We start from the raw sequence: 16,058 nt of genomic DNA, 5'->3' as shown, positions 1-16,058 counted from the left end.
GGAGCCCTAGAACAGGGAGATGTCAGAGGAGCGTCCCAGCCCGCCGCGCCGTTCGAGATTGCTGCCGGTGATCGTCGGGCGGCTCCTGATCGTGGCCCTTGCCGGCTTGGCGCTCGTGTCGGGCCTCGTCTGGACGGGGGCCATCGTCGTTCCCGACCGCTTCAACCCCTTCGCGCCGCTGCGTATTGCGGATGCGCCGAACTGGCTGACGCGCATGAAGCTCTCGCGCCTGGAGGACAAGGTCGGCCAGTGCCTCGCGGTGATCGAGAACTCTCCCCTGCACTTCAGCCCCGTGCCGGACCAGGTGCTCGGCGAGGGCTGCGGCTTCGCCAACGCGGTCGAGGTGGCGCGCTCGACCGTCGACTTCAGTCGCAGCTTCACGGCCACCTGTCCGCTCGCCGCCGCCTGGGCCCTCCTGGAAACCCATGTGCTGCAGGATGCGGCCCGGCAGCATCTAGGCCAGGAGGTGGCGAGCGTCATCCATTTCGGCACCTATGCGTGCCGCAACATCAATCATCGTGCCTCGGGGCGGCGAAGCGAGCATGCGATGGCCAACGCCATCGACATCGCCGGCTTCGTTCTGGCCGACGGGCGGAAGATCACGCTCCTTGACGATTGGAGCGGTTCCGACCCGCGAGAAGCCGCCTTTCTCAGGGCGGTGCGGGATGGGGCCTGCCGCTTCTTCGACGTGGTGCTGAGCCCCGACTACAACGAGGCGCACCGGGATCATTTCCACTTCGACATGGGCCCCTACGACACCTGCCGCTGACCGGGATCACCGCCCTCCGGACACGTCGAGCAGGGCGCCGCTGACATAGGAGGAGGCGTCGCTGAGCAGCCAGACGATGGCCTCGGCGATCTCCTCCGGCCGTCCGGCCCGCCCGAAGGGCGTCGTCGCTCCGACGCGCTGGGCCCGGTCGGGCTGGCCTCCGCTCGCGTGGATGTCCGTTTCGGTGACGCCCGGCCGAACCGAGTTCACGCGCACGCCCTCGGCGCCGAGCTCCTTGGACAGGCCCAAAGCCAGGGTGTCCACGGCGGCCTTCGAGCCGGCGTAATCCACGTATTCGAAGGGCGAGCCGAAGCGTGCGGCGATGGAGGAAACCAACACCAGCGAGCCGCCCCGGCCGCCGCGGCTCTTCGAGAGCCGCCGCGCGGCCTCGCGGGCGCAAAGATAGGCGCCGAGGACGTTCACCTCGAACATCCGGCGCATGCGCTCTCCGCTCATGTCGGCCAGCGCCTGCGGCGGGCCCACGATGCCTGCATTCGCCACCACCCCGTCGAGCGGACCGAGAGCCTGCTCCACCCGGTCGAACATGGCCACCACGTCGTTCTCGACCGCCACGTCGCCCTGGATGGCGACGGCCCGGCCGCCGGAGCGGGTGACGAGATCGACCACCTCGTCCGCCGCCGATCTGTTCTGGGTGTAGTTCACGCCCACGGACCAGCCTCTCTCGCCGGCCAGAAGGGCCGCCGACCGGCCGATGCCGCGGCTGGCGCCCGTGATCAGGATCGTCTTCATCTCCGCCCTCCAGGTTCTGAAACCGGAGGCGACCTTAGCAGCGTTGCCGCCGCCGATCACCTGACGGCTCAGCTTGAAGCATGCGGGTCATGACGGAATTGGCAGGGGAGGCAGGAGTCGAACTTGCACCCTCCGGCTTTGGAGGCCGGCGCTCTACCGGTTGAGCTACTCCCCTGCAGAGGATGACGTAACGTATACGACGTCGAACGGCATCCTAATCCGGCGGGACCGTTCTTTTAGGAGAAGCGGAGGGGCCTTGTCAGTTCGTAGATTCCCTTACGGGGTTGCATGGCGGCACGTGGCTCCTCGTGGTATCGATGGGCAGGCATCGCATGGGAGGCCCGCGTGACGATCCGGCGCCGCATTCTTCTCGTAGGGCTAGCCCTCGCGGCCGCGAGCCCCGCCGCTCGAGCCCAGCAGGCGACCGGGACGCCAGGGACGGGCACGGCAGCCGCCGATATCGCCGCGCCCCAAGATCTTCCGGAGATCGGCAAGTGGATGCTCACCGCGCAAGGGGTGCCGTCGGACTGGCTCGGAGAGATCTTCGAGGGCAAGAACCTGCGCGAGCCCATCAACGTGATCATCCTCGACGAGGGCGCGACGAGCGCGGAGGACGCCAAGGCCCGTCTCACCGCAGCGGCCGCGAAGGCGGGGTACCCGGTCCGGTTCGGACATTCCACCGGCTACCAGGGCTCAATCGGCGGAAGGCTCTATGCCCAGCTTCCCCAGGGCCGGGACGACGCCTTCTCCAACAACGTGTTCGAGCTCGACAACAACCACGGACGAATCTTCGGCCCCCACAGGATGGGCGGGGCCTATATCTTCACCGCCGCTTTCAGCCGTGAGGACGTGGCGCCGTTCCGGGCGGTGCGCCACCGCTACGCCTCTTTCAACCAGGCGCGGGACAGCTTCACGCAGAGCCTCGACCGGACGACCGGCTACAAGGTGGCGAGGTTCGTGAACCTGGACAACGCCCTGGTCGGCGACCCCAAGTTCACGACCGGCGATCATGACGGGATTGCAGTTCTTCTCCACGCGCAGAAATAGGCCGGGGCGGGCGGGCCGGGCGTCGCGCTTCAGTTCAGCGCCAGATCGACAAAATCGAGCAGGATCGCCTCGATGCGGTCGGCATCGACCTCCTTCATCGGGATCTGGCTCCGCTTCGTCCCCTTCGGCAGGAACATGTAGAAATAGACGATGCCGGATTCGGTGAGGTTGCACTCGATGTATTTCGGCGTCGGCTTGCCGTTCTCGTAGAGATCCATCCGGCCGCGGGCGAGCAGGGGATCGCCTGCATGGCTGTAATCGTGGGGAACGTTCGCGCTCAGGACCAGCGCGGCGCCGAGCCCGGACAGGCTCCGGTTGATCGTCTCGACCACCGCCTCGAACTCCCCCTCCAGCGCAACCCACCGGTTGAGCGCCTCGCGCTTACGCTCCGCCCACGCCTCCGCCGCCGTCTGTGCCCGGCCCGCCTCCTTGCCCGCGGCCTGTTTCTCGAAAGCCTCGCGAACGAGGATGCGGTCGAGGTGGTGGTCGTTGTCCTGCGTGGTCATGGAGGGCTCTTGGGAGTGAAGGGATGCGCAAAATGAGCCGAGGCCGGATCGAGCCCGGGGTCCAATTGCCGAGGGCGGTCCATCGGATCCTGCTCTTTCGGGACCATAGACCACCGGGTCTTGTTGCGGAAGGAGCGCGTAGGCAGGGGCGACACGGTGATTGCCGTTATGGCGGCCGGAAGGCCACCTCGGACCGGTTCTGGTGTCGCTCTGCGGCTTCCAGGCCAGTGCATGAGAGACCACGAACTCCAAGAGGATCGAGTTCATTGTCAGACGATACAAATTTCGAAGAAGCCATTGCCCTTGTCGTGGAAGATCTGCCGGATACGCAGGAATGGCTCTGTACGGTGCTGCGACAAACCTTCACAGGAGTGGAGGTCCGGGCTTTCTCGACGCTGACAGATGCCCGCGGCTGGCTCGGCTCCGCCGCTCCCGAGCAGATCTCCCGGGTCAGGTTGGCCTTGGTGGACCTTGGCCTGCCCGACGGGTCGGGCATCGATCTGATCCCCGAACTGGTCGACCACTGCCCGGCCGTCGTGCCGATCGTCGCCACCATCTACGACGATGACGAGCACCTCTTCGACGCCATCGCGGCCGGGGCTCAGGGTTACCTGATCAAGAATCAGGAGCAGACGGTGCTCGCCCATTACCTGCGCCGCATCGAGCGAGGAGAGCCGACCCTTTCGCCGTCGATCGCCCGACGGATGTTCGCCTTCTTCCGGGACCGTCCGGGGACGAAGAGCAAGGTGCCGGACACCGACGCCCTTCTCACGCCACGGGAAATGGAAGTTCTCGCCCTGCTGGGAGTCGGCTCCCGCGTCCCCGAGGTGGCCTACCGGCTCGGCCTGACGGAGCATACCGTCGCCACCTACGTCAAAACCATCTGCCGCAAGCTGAAGATCTCGTCGCGGGCCGAAGCGGCCCTGGAGGCATCCCAGCGCGGCCTGATCTGACCCTCCCGGATTCGGGGATACTCACCCTTCGGTATGATTCTTATAAATCGGCTCCAAGTTGCCGTTCAGGTCCCGAGGGGGCCAAGGCATAGGGATTGGGGCGAGTCCGTGTCGACTATACTGGTTCGAGTACTGGCGTCTCGTTGGGTAACGTTCATCGGCTTCGCGGTCATGGCCGCCCTGTTCTGGGACAGCGGCTTCGGAAGGCTGGCGGCTTTCAACATCGAGGTCGAGACCGGAGGGGCGGATTCCCTGGGGCAGGAAGTTCTGTTCGGCTTCGTCGTGATCATCGTGCAGATGGGCGGGCTGGCCCTGATCATGACCGACCGCTGGAACTGGCTGGGCGCGGTCGCCTTCGCCGGACTTGCCCTATTGAGCATTCCAGGGTCGCAGCCCTGGGCGTCGCATGAGGCGATTGCCGGCGATCTCTGGGCCGTTGCCAGGCACCTGGCGATCTTCATGGTTCTCATCATGATGATCGTTCTGTCGCCCGCGATCCGGAAAGAGAGCAGGATCCATGAACTGGCCCAGCCGATGCCGGAGCTTTCATGGAGGCAGATGGTGCTGGTGGAGGAAGGAGGCTCGCTCTTCAGAAACCGCCTGGCCCAGGGCTCGCAGAAGTTCTTCGACAGGTTCTACGACAACCTGCACAGCAACGCCTTGAAGGGTTGAAACGGGCGACGGTCTGCCCGCGCTGATCGCTCCATTGCCGGGCAGTGGAGTCTAAGGCCGATCGCCGGTGTTCCAGATGAATCTGACAGCCTCCATGATCTCCTGCCGGAGCCATCGATGCGCCGGGTTGTTGGTGTGCCGGCTGTGCCAGTAGAGCTTGATTTCGGGAACCGGAACGGGAATGGGCGGCTCGAAGATCGCGAGGTTGAGGGACGGCGCCACCACACGGGCGAACTGCGACGGGACGGCTGCAATGAATTTTCCCTTGGCCACGACAAGAGCGACACTCTGAAAGTGCGGCAGGGCCAGGCTTACCTTCCGCCTGCGGCCCAGGCTGGAAAGGGCATCGTCGATATAGCCCTGCATGCTGCCGTCGATGGAGCGGATGGCGTGCGGCATTTCGCAGAACAGATCCAGGGGGAGGGCTGTGCCGGGGACGAGTTTGCCGGCGATTGCCGGGTGGTCGGCGGACGCGATGATGGCGAACGGGGAGTCGAACATGAGTTCCGTCGCAATCCAGTCCGGCGTCGTAAGAGGACGCTCGAGGGCCGCATCGATCACATCCTCCTGCAGGAGGCGCGTGATGTCACCTTTTGCGCTGTCGAGAAATCGCACGGCAATGTTGGGAGCTTTCGCGGCGATCCGGGTGGCGAGTTCAGGCATCAGCAACATTGAGAAGAAGTCGGCGCCCAACAGGGTGAAGGTGCGCTCCGCGGCCCTCGGATCGAAGAAGCGGTCCCCTATGAGCGCGGTCTCAAGCTTTGCGAGGGCCTCGCGGATCGGCTCCGCCAGGTCCTCCGAGCGGGGAGTGGGCACCATGTCGTTTCCTCGCCGCACGAAGAGCTGATCGTCGAGCAGATGCCGAAGGCGGTTGAGTGCCGCGCTCACGGCAGGCTGGCTGAGACCGAGAGCCTCTCCGGCGCGCGTGACGCTGCGTTCGCGCATCAGAGCATCGAAGACATGGAGAAGATTCAAATCGAAGGCAGCAAAATTCATAGATCTGATATGCCCCATATCAACATTGAATTTCCTTTCTCGCTTCAGTGGATCTAACCAAGCGGAAAGATGAAGTCCGAGAATCATTAGGAAGACAAAATTTCAAACAAGATTAGAGAGGAGCGATTTCAGTGTCCAATCAGGTATCATCCAAAAGAGTAGACGCTCTGTGGTTCGGCAACACGCTGGTCAAGATCCTGGTCAGTGCAAACCACGGCAGCGATGGCATTGCAGTCATCGAGCATCGGATGCCGCACGGGGATTCTCCTCCCATGCACGTCCATCGCAACGAGGATGAAGCCTTCCACATCCTGCAGGGGAAGATGCGCTTCCAGGTCGGGCAGGAGCAGGTCGTCGTCGGCGCGGGCGAGACGGTCGTCGCGCCGAAGGGCGTGCCTCATACGTATCGCGTGGAGTCTCCCGAGGGCGTGCGCTGCCTGACGGTGACGAAGGGCCCCGATTTCGAAGGTCTCATCCGGATGGCCAGCCGTCCCGCGACCGCCGAGGAGCTTCCTCCGCCGGCAGGCGCTCCGAGCCCCGATATGATCGAGGCCCTCGTCAAGGCTTGCCAGACCAACCACATCGATGTGGTCGGTGCGCCGCTGTCGTAAGTCGCTCGACGTCGCATCAAAGAACGGCTTTGGGGCGAAGGGCGCCGGAGCCGGCCGGTCTGACGCGGGAGGGCAAAGTCCCTCCCGTAATTTTTGGCAGTCGCCGGCATGTTCCGCCATGCCTCCGGACAAGCGCCAACAGGTCTCCTGAAGGCTCCGAAACCAGTCGGGGTGAGATGCTGCTACCGAGATTGAAGACAGCCCTGCCGCTGCCTTCCCGCGGCCCGAGCAACAGGGCCTTCGACCGGGTTCTGCACACCGCCGTGCAGCTTCAATCAGCTGTTTCGCAAAAGTACTTGTAGGCAAAGAACCGGCTCACGAACTGCGTACTAGGCCGGCAGTATTTCCAAGCAACGACGACCGTCAATTTACGGCGTTGCTCGACTCTTCTCCCATCTGGGCGGCTTCGGCCGCGAGCAGCAGAGCATTGCCCAGTTCGCGGGCATGGGCCGGAGTCATGGCAATCGGCATCTGGTGCCGGATTCCCCGGGCGAACTCGTCCGGCGTCGTCGCCAGCTCGATGACCATCATGGCGTCCCGGCCATCGATGGTGCCGACCGAGAAGCGGGTGAGCGCTCCAATCACGTCGAAATCCTGGGTCATGGTGATCTCCATCAAATCTGTTGAAGATCTTTACCCGCTTGACCTAGGGTCTGTCTGCTCTCCAGGCAGAGAGTGGATATTGTTACCCTGCTCTGGACTGCCCCTTACCCAAGGGATTCTCCGTAAGAATCTGCACGCAGTCCTGTCCTGTTAGGTCAGGTCCGTTCCAGCGCTCTGGCTGCGGGCGGCACTCGATGCTAGTGGAAGCTGAGCGGTGTCCTCAACCTCGGCGACTGGCGCGATGAGCCTGATCAGCACACTCTCATGGCCTGTCCTGTACCTGATCTCGGAATGGGTGATCCGGCTCCTGATGCTGGTCGTCGTTCCCTTCCGGCGTTCTCCCGAGGCGGCGAAGGGTTGGCTGCTCTTCTTCTTCTTTCTGCCCTGGCCGGCATTGTTCCTGTACGTCCTGATCGGGCGTCCAAACTATCCAGGATGGCGGCGGGAGCGATTTGCCCGTATGCCTCAGGTGCTCAAGGCGGCCAGGAGCAAGATCCGAGACGTGACCGAGCACCGGCCTCCCGATTTGCCTGCAAATCTGGCTCAGGCGGCTGCCTTGATCGAGAATCTCGGCCAGTTCCCAAGCCTCGGCGGCAACGGAGCGGAGCTCCTGTCGGATTATGCCGGAACGATCGAGCGGATCGTCGCCGATATCGACCGGGCCCGGTCGCACGTCCATTTGCTCTTCTACATCTTCGCCGACGACCGGTCCGGGAGGGCGGTGATCGAGGCCCTCTTGCGCGCCGTCAATCGCGGGGTCGCGTGCCGGGTTCTCATCGATGCTCTCGGCTCGCGCGCCTGGGCTCCCCGCGTGATCGCGGCTCTCGAGGCCGGTGGCGTGGCGGTGCGCCTGGTCCTCCCAGTCAACCTGCTGCGGAGGCGCTCGGCGCGAGCGGACCTCCGCAACCATCGGAAGATCGCCGTGATCGACGGCGAGGTCGGATATGCCGGGTCGCAGAACATCGTCAATGCGGATTTCAATCCTCGCGTGAGGAACCAGGAGCTGGTCGTGCGGGTAACGGGCCCGATCGTCCTGGAGCTTCAAGCCGTATTCGTCGCCGACTGGTTCCTCGAAACGGAGGAGGCGCTCGATGCGACGGCGCTTTTCCCCGAATTACGCTCCACCGGCACCATCGTGGCCCAGGTCCTGCCCAGCGGTCCCGACTATCCCGAGGCGGGCGTCGAGCGTCTGGTGGAGGCTCTCGTCCACGGCGCCCGCAGGAGGGTCGTCATCACGACGCCCTACTTCATTCCCAACGAGGCGCTGCTCCATGCCCTCGAAACCGCTGTTCTGCGCGGTGTGGACGTACATCTCGTTCTGTCACGCCCTGTCGACCAGATCCTGGTGAGCCTGGCTCAGAAATCCTATTATGCAGAACTGCTGGAGGCGGGCGTCAGGATTCATCTGTATCGGGACAAGCTGCTCCACGCGAAGCACCTCACCATCGACAACAGAGTTTCCCTCATCGGCTCCAGCAATATCGACATGCGCTCCTTCACCCTCAACTCGGAAGTGAGCCTTGTCCTGTTCGACCGGGAGTTCAACGCGCATCTGCGCGAGGAGCAGGAGCGCTACTTCGCTGCAAGCGACACCGTCGATCCGGAGACTTGGAGGCGGCGGTCGCTCGCGTCGAAAACGGTCGAGAACATCGCACGCATGCTGAGCCCTCTCCTGTGAGCGCGATCAGCAGAAAGTTCCGCTTGTCCAGATGACTTAGCGGCAAGAGGCAAGTTTAAGTTAACTCACATGACCTAGAGCTCTCCGCCAATCACAGACAGATCATGGGGGGTGCCATGCAGGAAGATACCTCGCTTCCGGACCGGCTCCGGTTTTTTGGGATCGACGATGCCACCTGCTTGGAGCTCCAGGCAGTATGGAAGAGCATTGCGGGGTCGCTGCAGGGGGTTCTGGAGCGCTTCTACAGCCACGTGCGCGAAGTCCCGCATCTTTCCGCCCTCGTCGGAGCGCAGCAGGGGCGTCTCATCCCCGCTCAGGCCCGTCACTGGGAAAGACTGTTCAGCGGCCGGTTCGATGCCGACTACGTGGCGAGCATCCGCCGCATCGGCCTCGTGCACCACAAGATCGGGCTGGAGCCGCGCTGGTATATCGGCGGCTACGCCTTCATCATGAACGAGCTCGTCGGCATTCTGTCCACGAAGCATCGTTTCTCTGGCGCTGTCCTGGCCCGGAAGATCGCCGCGATGAACAAGGCCGTGATGCTCGACATGGATTATGCAATATCGGTCTACCAGGATGCTCTGGTCGATGAGCGCCAGGCGCGCGGGCGGGCGTTGGCCGGAGCGATCGCGTCGTTCTCCGAGGCTGTCGAGGCGAGCCTCACCATATCGGGAGAGGCGAGCGGGGCCTTGTCCGAGAGCGCGGTGAGCCTGGACGCCGCCACCAGCGCGGCAAGCACCCTGGCGAGCGAGGTGGCGAGCACCGCCGAACAGACGGCCCTCAACATGCAATCGGGTGCCGCGGCCACGGAGCAGCTGGCCGCCTCCGTTCGGGAGATCGGCCAGCAGGCGAGCCGCTCGGCGGACGTCGCGCGCCGGGCTCTGGAGAATGCGCTGCGCACCCGCGGATCCGTTGTCGGTCTGGCCGAGCAGGCAAAGCAGATCGGGGACGTGATCGAGCTGATCGGCCAGATTGCTGCCCAAACGAACCTTCTCGCCCTGAACGCGACCATCGAGGCCGCCCATGCAGGGGAGGCGGGAAAAGGGTTTGCGGTCGTGGCGCAGGAGGTGAAGTCCCTGGCGACCCAAACGGCCAAGGCGACAACCGAGATCGGCTCGCGAATCGGCGCCATTCAGGATGCAACCCAGAAGAATGCTCTCGAGATCGACGAGATCGCACGCATCATCGAAGAGGTCAGCGGCATCGCTACGGCCATCGCGACTGCCGTCGAGGAGCAGGCCGCCGTCACCTCGGAAATCGCGATGAATGTTCAGCAGACGACGGGTCACACCCAAACCGTCGTGCAGCGTATCGAGACCTTGAACGGATCGGCGGCATCTGCGGCGACGGCGTCGCAGCACGTGTTCTCCGCGAAGCAGACGCTGGATCAGCAATTGCTCCGTCTGAAGGAGGATATCGACCGCTTCCTTGCCGCCGCGCGCGCCGCATAGGGGCGGCATCATTCCGGCGCCGGGACGCCATGCCGGGTCGAGCCCGGCACGGCTTCAGCCCTGGTTGGACAGTCCCGGAAGAACGAACTGGTGGAGCTTGGCCTTCTTGTAGGCTCGATGGAGGCGGAAATAGGCTTCCGCCTCGTCAGCGGGAACGGCCGGGCTGAAGAAAAAGCCCTGGCCGTAGTCGCAGCCGAGTGTCTGAAGGCACTTGAGCTGGGTCCCGTTTTCGAGCCCTTCCGCCACAGTCCGCATCCCAAGGCTCTTCGCCAAACCCAGGGTCGCCCGCACGATGGCCCAGTCGTCCGTATTCGAGGCGAGGTCCGCCACGAAGGAGCGGTCTATCTTGATCTGATCGACGGCATAGCTCTTCAGATGCGTCAGCGATGCGAAGCCGGTGCCGAAATCGTCGAGGGAGATCGAGACGCCGAGCCTCCTCAACTCCGACAAAGTCTCGGAGATCTGCGTGGCCTTGTCGTCGAGAAGAACGGATTCGGTGATTTCCACCGTCAGCTGCGAGGGAGGGAGCTCCTTCTCGGAGAAGATCCTCGCGACTTTCTCGGCATAGTCTCCGCGCTTCAATTCGGGAGCTGTCACGTTGATCGACATCTTGCAGACCGGCACGTCCGACGCGCGCCACCGCCTGAGGTCATCGCTGACCCTTTGCAACATGTGCTCACCGAGGAGGATTGCCGCGTCCGGATCCTCGAGCGCAGCCTTGAAATGCGCCGGGTACAGAATGTCCCCGTTAGGCAGGACCCAGCGTGCGAGAGCCTCGAATCCGTAGGAACGCCGATCCGACAGCCGCATCTGGGGCTGGTAATAAGGAAGGACCTGCCCGACCTCGACTGCATTCTGGAACGCCGATAGCTGTTGCAGGCGCTCCATCAGAGCAGTCCGCATCTGCGGCGCAAAGAGTTGCGCACGTCCCCGACCTTCGACCTTCGCGCGGTTCAGGGCGATGTCGGCGCTCTGGATCAGTTCGTCGAAGTCGGAACCGTGCTCCGGGAAGAGGGCTACTCCGAGACTCGCGGAGGAGCGCAGCTTCGAGGTCTGGTGCCTGATCGACGCCGCCGCGATTTCAAGCATCTTGCCGGCGACGGAGCCCACATCGGTCTCTGACGACAGCCCCGTCAGCATTAGGGCGAATTCATCGCCTCCATAGCGGGCGGCAAGATCGTTGGCCTCCATGAGAGATTGAAGGTTCCGGGCGATCTCGATCAGAACCGCATCGCCAGCCTGATGCCCGAGAGTGTTGTTGAGATCCTTGAAGCGATCGAGCCCCATGAGGAAGAGCGCGATCATGCGGCCGTCCCGGCGGGCTTCGTCGAGCGCGGCGCCGCCGCGGCTCTGAAACTGGCTTCGGTTGCTGAGCCCCGTCAGCGTGTCGTGGCTCGTCGGCTGCTTCAGACGCTGATCGATGGCAGTGCGGGTTGCTTGGACCTGTGCCGCAGGAGACTGGCGCGCGCCCCTCTCCCACGTTTCCTGTTCGACGGCATTGGAGCGGGACCTTGGATCGGAATCGCCCGGTTGCGGCGCCGGCTCGGCTCCATGCATCTTCTTCGACACGGCGGTGCCGCCGGTCAGGAGCTGCAGCGTCTCTTTCCCCGGAGAGTCATAAACGGCGAGAATATCGTTGCGCGATAGCAGCATGCGACTCATCGGACTGCCTTCCAGCGCTCAATCTCCGGCTCCTCAGCCAACTCAATTGAACGGCACAAGTAGTCGAAGCTCTCCAAATTCAGGTTGATTGGACAGAAGGTTGCCCATGGATTGATGTTGGATGCTGTGAATTAATTTTCATTGAATCGCGCGACGGATCATCCCGATGCCTGCATGAAGGGAGGACTACTAATAGGCGACCGGCTGTGCGAGCAGGAAAACTAACAAAATATCATATCATATGGTAAAGAACTCTCGCAGTAATACTAAAAGTTTCTTCGGCATCGCCTGTTACTAAATCTGATTGCCCAAGCAATAACTCGGGATTAAAACTGAGTACATGCTGTGAAAGTTATTGCAAATCGAAAACTCTCCACGCTGACGACTGCGGCCATGATTGCTTTCGTGATCGTGACGGCCGCCGCGCTCTTCGCTGTCGTGTCTCTCCAGAGCTGGTCGGACGTTCAAACCAACGCAGTGGCCCAGCAGCAGGCCAATGTTAGGACGTTTACAGGCATTCTCCAGGGTGCCGTCAAAAGCCTCAAGGTCCGCAAGGATGGTTCCGGCGCCATCAACGGAATCGTCGTGAACGACGACGCGGTGTTCTACAGCGACGAGCTGGTCGATCGGATCGCCGAGGCCACGCAGGCTCCGGCAACTCTCTTCGTGCGGGATCCGGCGTCCGGCGACTTCATCAGGAGTGCCACGAACATGCGCAACCCGGACGGCTCGCGCGCCGTCGGCACGGCCATGGGTCGCAAGGGCATCGTCTACCCGGTCGTCTCGTCCGGCCAGACCTATGTCGGGCAGGCCGCCGTGCTGGGCAAGACCTATCTGCTGATCAATCTTCCGGTTTTCGGGCAGAGCGGACAGCTCCTCGGAGTGCTTGGTAACGGTGTCGAGACGACGGAGCTTGCAGCTTCCGCCAACCGTCTGATGTGGCGGATGGGGATCGCCTCCCTTTTTGTCGTCCTGGCCGTCGCTCTGGCTGCCGTTCTTTCGGCCCGCATGCTGTTCCGGCCCATCCCCACACTGGCGACTGCGATGAAGAGCCTCGCCGATGGCGACACTGCCAGCGAGGTTCCGTACGTGTCGTGGAAGAACGAGATCGGCGCCATGGCGCGGGCGGTCGAGGTCTTCCGCCACAACACCCTCGAGCGCCAGCGCCTGGCCTCGGAACAGGAAGCCGAAAGCGAAGCGAAGATGCGCCGCGCATCGAAGCTCGACGAGCTGACCCGTCTCTTCGAGAGCAATGTCTCTGCGCTGACGCAGGGTCTGGCATCTGCCGCTTCGGAGATGGAGGCGACCGCTCAGAGCATGACGAGCACCGCCAACCAGACGAACCAGGAATCCGTGGCAGTCGCGGCCGCAGCGGAGCAGACTTCGGCCAATGTCCAGACGGTGGCGGCAGCGACCGAGGAAATGGCGATCTCCATCCGGGAGATCGCTCAGCAGGTCACGATGTCGACCCGTATCTCTAGCACGGCAGTCGAGAATGCCGATCGCACGAACGGGATCGTTCAGGCCCTGGCTGCCGGTGCGGAGCGCATCGGCGACGTGGTGACCCTGATCAATGGCCTTCTCACAGACGAACCTGCTCGCCCTGAATGCCACCATCGAGGCGGCCAGGGCAGGGAAGGCCGGCCGGGGCTTCGCGGTCGTCGCGTCGGAGGTGAAGAACCTCGCCAGCCAGACCGCCAAGGCCACCGAGGAGATCGGGGCGCAGATCACCCAGATCCAGGGAGCCACCCCGAGGCCGGCGGCGCCATTCAGGGCATCCAGAAGATCATCGACGAACTGTCGGCGATTTCCACCGGGATTGCCGCCGCGATGGAGGAGCAGGGGGCTACGACGAGCGAGATCCCCCGCAATGTCCAGGAGGCCGCCCGCGGCACCCGGCAGGTGACCGGCAGCATCGACAATGTAAAGCACGGAGCAGGGGAAACCGGCGCAGCCGCGGCTCAAGTGCTGGGGGCCGCACAGGAGCTGGCCCAGTATGCCGAGAATCTCGGGCGGGAGGTGAATTCCTTCCTGTCCGGCGTCCGGGCCGCCTGACGAGGCTGTTCCTTCACCGGCCCTTGAAGACCGACCGGCGCGGCAAATCATGTTGCGCTGGTACATGCCACCCCAGAACAGAGGGGCGGATCGCAGGAAGCGCCACGCGCATCCCGACCACGTCCTCGTTCGTTCAGGACGCATCCTCGACCGATCGCATCCGCTGAAGATCCCGGCTCCCGATGGAGCAACGCGATAGGCTGCAACAAAGGGTTGCAAGTCTTCTTCCTCTGCAAGCCCTCAGGTGCCCGCGCCAGCTTCGGGCAAGATTGCAGGCTTAGGCAGGGGGCGGAAGTTATCGACGTTGGAGGATTCCGTGGGAGCGGTCTATCTTTTCGATCTGGCCTCGCGGCAGGCCCAATGGCTTGCAGTCCGTCAGGCGACCGTTGCAGGCAACATCTCGAACGCCAACACTCCTGGCTTCAAAGCACTGGACGTCGAACCGTTCACGAGCGTCCTCGACAAGACCCAGCTCGCCATGGCGGCGACGAGTAGCGGGCACCTCGCGACCGATGCGCCGCACGTTCGCCCGACCAAGGTTAAGGCGACCGACAGCTGGGACACGATGCATTCGGGAAATTCCGTCAGCATCGAGCAGGAAATGGTGAAGGCTGGCACCATCAACCGTGAGCACAGCCTCAATACGAGCATCGTGAGGGCCTTCCACAGGATGGTCCTGGCAAGCGCGAAGGGTGGACAATGATCGATCCTTTGCAGGCATCCTCCCGGCTGGCCGGCGCAGGCCTCGAGGCGCAGTCGACCCGTCTTCGCGTGATCTCCGAGAATATCGCGAACGCCCAGTCGACCGGCAAGACGGCAGGGTCCGATCCCTACGCCCGCAAGACCATCACCTTCCGCAGCGAGCTCGACCGGGCTCTCGGCGCGGCCTCTGTGCAGGTCAAGGAGGTCGGGGTCGATCAGGCTCCGTTCAAGATGGAATACGATCCGGGTAACCCGGCGGCCGACGAGCAGGGCTTCGTGAAGATGCCCAACGTCAACATGCTGATCGAGATGGCCGATATGCGTGAGGCCAACCGCTCCTACGAGGCCAATCTGCAGATGATGAAGCAGGCCCGCTCCATGATCTCGGGACTGATCGACCTGTTGAGGGGATGACAATGATTGACGCAATTTCATCGATCTCGGCGTTTGTGGAGCGTGCCGGAGAGGCGGCGTCGTCCTCGCAGGTAACGAGCCTGCAGAAGGCGGCTCCTGTCGCCCAGGCGGGCCAGAGCGTCGATTTCGGCGACATGATGCTCCAGGTTGCGGCGAAGGCGACTGAAACCCTGAAGGCAGGCGAAGCCGCTGCCATTTCCGGCATCCAGGGCAAGGCCTCGGTGCAGCAGGTCGTCGAGGCGGTCATGGCCGCTGAGCAGACCCTCCAGACGGCCATCGCGATCAGGGACAAGGTCGTGGCCGCCTACCTCGAAATCTCGCGTATGGCTATTTAAGGAGACGGCTATGAGAGCGCTTGCTATCGCTGCGACCGGCATGAATGCCCAACAGTTGAACGTTGAAGTCATTGCGAACAACATTTCGAACGTGAATACCACCGCGTTCAAGGGGGCGCGAGCCGAGTTCACGGATCTTCTCTATCAGGCGGAACGCTTGCAGGGCGTGCCCAACCAGGCCGGCGAGAACCCGGTACCGGAAGGCGCCATGCTCGGCCTCGGCGTTCGCTCCGCCGCAATCCGGAACCTGCACCGTCAGGGTCCGCTTACGAACACCACCAATCAGCTGGATCTCGCGATCAACGGCAGAGGCTGGTTTCAGGTGACTAGCCCGAATGGTGAGACCATTTATACACGTGCAGGCTCGTTCAACAAGAACGGGGATGGCCAGCTCGTGACGATCGACGGCTATGCCCTCCAGCCAGCTATCATGATCCCGCCGAATACGATCGACATCAGCATCAACCAATCCGGACAGATCTTCGCCAAGGTGGACGGCGAACCTCTGCCTGAGGAACTTGGTCAACTCCAGATCGCTAACTTCGCCAACGACTCTGGCTTGGAGCCGCTCGGCAACAACTTCTACCGTGAATCGCCCGCTTCCGGCGCCCCTGTCGTTGGCGCTCCCTCGGATGCAGGGTTCGGCGCGATCCACCAGGGCTATCTCGAGGGATCCAACGTGGATCCGGTGAAGGAGATCACCAACCTAATTTCCGCGCAGCGAGCCTATGAAATGAACTCGAAGGTCATCCAGGCTGCTGATGACATGGCCGGAACGGTGTCGAAGGGCATCCGCTAGCCGAGCGGAGTGATTGATGATGAACGTGCTTAAAGAACAACCGACGAGAAAACTG

17 protein-coding genes, 1 tRNA gene and 1 pseudogene are annotated in these 16,058 nt (G+C 63.1%); 13 read left to right on the top strand and 6 right to left on the bottom strand.

The annotated features are described in order from the left end of the window. Positions 1–19: 19 nt before the first annotated feature. Positions 20–769 (top strand): extensin family protein, encoded by a 750-nt coding sequence (locus ACFOYU_RS13605; protein ID WP_377034013.1) that lies wholly within the window; start codon positions 20–22, stop codon positions 767–769. A gap of 6 nt (positions 770–775) precedes the next feature. Here ACFOYU_RS13605 and ACFOYU_RS13600 read toward each other — a convergent pair whose 3' ends face one another. Both ACFOYU_RS13600 and ACFOYU_RS13595 read right to left on the bottom strand, forming a co-directional pair. Next, positions 776–1,519 carry an SDR family oxidoreductase gene (locus ACFOYU_RS13600; RefSeq protein WP_377034012.1) on the bottom strand — a complete coding sequence of 248 codons (744 nt, stop codon included), beginning with the start codon at positions 1,517–1,519 and terminating at the stop codon, positions 776–778. A gap of 99 nt (positions 1,520–1,618) precedes the next feature. Next, positions 1,619–1,694, bottom strand: a tRNA-Trp gene (locus ACFOYU_RS13595). 170 nt (positions 1,695–1,864) lie between these two features. Between ACFOYU_RS13595 and ACFOYU_RS13590 the strand changes: the two genes are divergently transcribed. Beyond that, on the top strand, positions 1,865–2,566 hold the full coding sequence (locus ACFOYU_RS13590) for a hypothetical protein (RefSeq protein WP_377034011.1): 702 nt from the start codon (positions 1,865–1,867) through the stop codon (positions 2,564–2,566). 29 nt (positions 2,567–2,595) lie between these two features. Here ACFOYU_RS13590 and ACFOYU_RS13585 read toward each other — a convergent pair whose 3' ends face one another. Then, complete coding sequence (locus ACFOYU_RS13585; RefSeq protein WP_377034010.1) at positions 2,596–3,072, bottom strand: hypothetical protein; 477 nt, start codon at positions 3,070–3,072, stop codon at positions 2,596–2,598. 266 nt (positions 3,073–3,338) lie between these two features. On the opposite strand from ACFOYU_RS13585, the gene ACFOYU_RS13580 reads away from it, so the two are divergent. Both ACFOYU_RS13580 and ACFOYU_RS13575 read left to right on the top strand, forming a co-directional pair. Next, positions 3,339–4,025 (top strand): LuxR C-terminal-related transcriptional regulator, encoded by a 687-nt coding sequence (locus tag ACFOYU_RS13580; RefSeq protein WP_377034009.1) that lies wholly within the window; start codon positions 3,339–3,341, stop codon positions 4,023–4,025. Positions 4,026–4,133: 108 nt separating this feature from the next. Continuing rightward, complete coding sequence (locus ACFOYU_RS13575) at positions 4,134–4,697, top strand: hypothetical protein (protein WP_377034008.1); 564 nt, start codon at positions 4,134–4,136, stop codon at positions 4,695–4,697. A 51-nt stretch (positions 4,698–4,748) separates the two neighbouring features. Here ACFOYU_RS13575 and ACFOYU_RS13570 read toward each other — a convergent pair whose 3' ends face one another. After that, a complete protein-coding gene (locus tag ACFOYU_RS13570) occupies positions 4,749–5,693 on the bottom strand; it encodes a LysR family transcriptional regulator (RefSeq protein ID WP_377034007.1) in 945 nt (314 codons plus the stop codon). 131 nt (positions 5,694–5,824) lie between these two features. Between ACFOYU_RS13570 and ACFOYU_RS13565 the strand changes: the two genes are divergently transcribed. Then, complete coding sequence (locus ACFOYU_RS13565) at positions 5,825–6,304, top strand: cupin domain-containing protein (protein ID WP_377034006.1); 480 nt, start codon at positions 5,825–5,827, stop codon at positions 6,302–6,304. Between the two features lie 363 nt (positions 6,305–6,667). On the opposite strand, the gene ACFOYU_RS13560 is transcribed toward ACFOYU_RS13565, so the two are convergent. Continuing rightward, a complete protein-coding gene (locus ACFOYU_RS13560; RefSeq protein ID WP_377034005.1) occupies positions 6,668–6,907 on the bottom strand; it encodes a hypothetical protein in 240 nt (79 codons plus the stop codon). 241 nt (positions 6,908–7,148) lie between these two features. Here ACFOYU_RS13560 and cls point away from each other — a divergent pair, with 241 nt between their 5' ends. Then, positions 7,149–8,585, top strand: a complete 1,437-nt coding sequence (cls, locus tag ACFOYU_RS13555; RefSeq protein WP_377034004.1) for a cardiolipin synthase — start codon at positions 7,149–7,151, stop codon at positions 8,583–8,585. Positions 8,586–8,701: 116 nt separating this feature from the next. Further along, the gene (locus ACFOYU_RS13550) at positions 8,702–10,036 is read left to right on the top strand and encodes a protoglobin domain-containing protein (RefSeq protein ID WP_377034003.1); all 1,335 of its coding nucleotides are present in this window, start codon (positions 8,702–8,704) and stop codon (positions 10,034–10,036) included. A 54-nt stretch (positions 10,037–10,090) separates the two neighbouring features. On the opposite strand, the gene ACFOYU_RS13545 is transcribed toward ACFOYU_RS13550, so the two are convergent. Further along, complete coding sequence (locus ACFOYU_RS13545; protein WP_377034002.1) at positions 10,091–11,698, bottom strand: putative bifunctional diguanylate cyclase/phosphodiesterase; 1,608 nt, start codon at positions 11,696–11,698, stop codon at positions 10,091–10,093. Positions 11,699–12,091: 393 nt separating this feature from the next. Here ACFOYU_RS13545 and ACFOYU_RS13540 point away from each other — a divergent pair. The 6 genes and pseudogenes from ACFOYU_RS13540 to flgG all read left to right on the top strand — a co-directional run. Continuing rightward, positions 12,092–12,835 (top strand): annotated as a pseudogene (locus ACFOYU_RS13540) (Cache 3/Cache 2 fusion domain-containing protein); the annotation flags it as partial. A 436-nt stretch (positions 12,836–13,271) separates the two neighbouring features. Continuing rightward, positions 13,272–13,604 carry a methyl-accepting chemotaxis protein gene (locus ACFOYU_RS13535; protein ID WP_377034051.1) on the top strand — a complete coding sequence of 111 codons (333 nt, stop codon included), beginning with the start codon at positions 13,272–13,274 and terminating at the stop codon, positions 13,602–13,604. Positions 13,605–14,069: 465 nt separating this feature from the next. Continuing rightward, on the top strand, positions 14,070–14,456 hold the full coding sequence (gene flgB, locus ACFOYU_RS13530; RefSeq protein WP_377034001.1) for a flagellar basal body rod protein FlgB: 387 nt from the start codon (positions 14,070–14,072) through the stop codon (positions 14,454–14,456). Beyond that, on the top strand, positions 14,453–14,869 hold the full coding sequence (flgC, locus tag ACFOYU_RS13525) for a flagellar basal body rod protein FlgC (RefSeq protein WP_377034000.1): 417 nt from the start codon (positions 14,453–14,455) through the stop codon (positions 14,867–14,869). The genes flgB and flgC overlap by 4 nt, the downstream gene beginning before the upstream one ends. A gap of 2 nt (positions 14,870–14,871) precedes the next feature. Then, positions 14,872–15,204, top strand: a complete 333-nt coding sequence (locus ACFOYU_RS13520) for a flagellar hook-basal body complex protein FliE (protein ID WP_377033999.1) — start codon at positions 14,872–14,874, stop codon at positions 15,202–15,204. Positions 15,205–15,214: 10 nt separating this feature from the next. Beyond that, positions 15,215–16,003, top strand: coding sequence for a flagellar basal-body rod protein FlgG (gene flgG, locus ACFOYU_RS13515; RefSeq protein WP_377033998.1), 789 nt, complete (start codon positions 15,215–15,217; stop codon positions 16,001–16,003). Positions 16,004–16,058: the final 55 nt, after the last annotated feature.

Source organism: Microvirga sp. GCM10011540, assembly GCF_042650665.1.
GTDB lineage: Bacteria > Pseudomonadota > Alphaproteobacteria > Rhizobiales > Beijerinckiaceae > Microvirga > Microvirga lenta.
Note: the sequence above shows the minus strand (reverse complement) of the source record. Positions and strands in the feature narration are given on the sequence as shown.

Coding starts and splice junctions, on each gene's coding strand:
- ACFOYU_RS13605 (WP_377034013.1), top strand. CDS start 20: ATGTCAGAGGAGCGTCCCAGCCCGCCGCGCCGTTCGAGATTGCTGCCG.
- ACFOYU_RS13600 (WP_377034012.1), bottom strand. CDS start 1,519: ATGAAGACGATCCTGATCACGGGCGCCAGCCGCGGCATCGGCCGGTCG.
- ACFOYU_RS13585 (WP_377034010.1), bottom strand. CDS start 3,072: ATGACCACGCAGGACAACGACCACCACCTCGACCGCATCCTCGTTCGC.
- ACFOYU_RS13570 (WP_377034007.1), bottom strand. CDS start 5,693: ATGAATTTTGCTGCCTTCGATTTGAATCTTCTCCATGTCTTCGATGCT.
- ACFOYU_RS13560 (WP_377034005.1), bottom strand. CDS start 6,907: ATGACCCAGGATTTCGACGTGATTGGAGCGCTCACCCGCTTCTCGGTC.
- cls (WP_377034004.1), top strand. CDS start 7,149: ATGAGCCTGATCAGCACACTCTCATGGCCTGTCCTGTACCTGATCTCG.
- ACFOYU_RS13550 (WP_377034003.1), top strand. CDS start 8,702: ATGCAGGAAGATACCTCGCTTCCGGACCGGCTCCGGTTTTTTGGGATC.
- ACFOYU_RS13545 (WP_377034002.1), bottom strand. CDS start 11,698: ATGAGTCGCATGCTGCTATCGCGCAACGATATTCTCGCCGTTTATGAC.
- ACFOYU_RS13535 (WP_377034051.1), top strand. CDS start 13,272: ATGGCCTTCTCACAGACGAACCTGCTCGCCCTGAATGCCACCATCGAG.
- flgC (WP_377034000.1), top strand. CDS start 14,453: ATGATCGATCCTTTGCAGGCATCCTCCCGGCTGGCCGGCGCAGGCCTC.
- ACFOYU_RS13520 (WP_377033999.1), top strand. CDS start 14,872: ATGATTGACGCAATTTCATCGATCTCGGCGTTTGTGGAGCGTGCCGGA.
- flgG (WP_377033998.1), top strand. CDS start 15,215: ATGAGAGCGCTTGCTATCGCTGCGACCGGCATGAATGCCCAACAGTTG.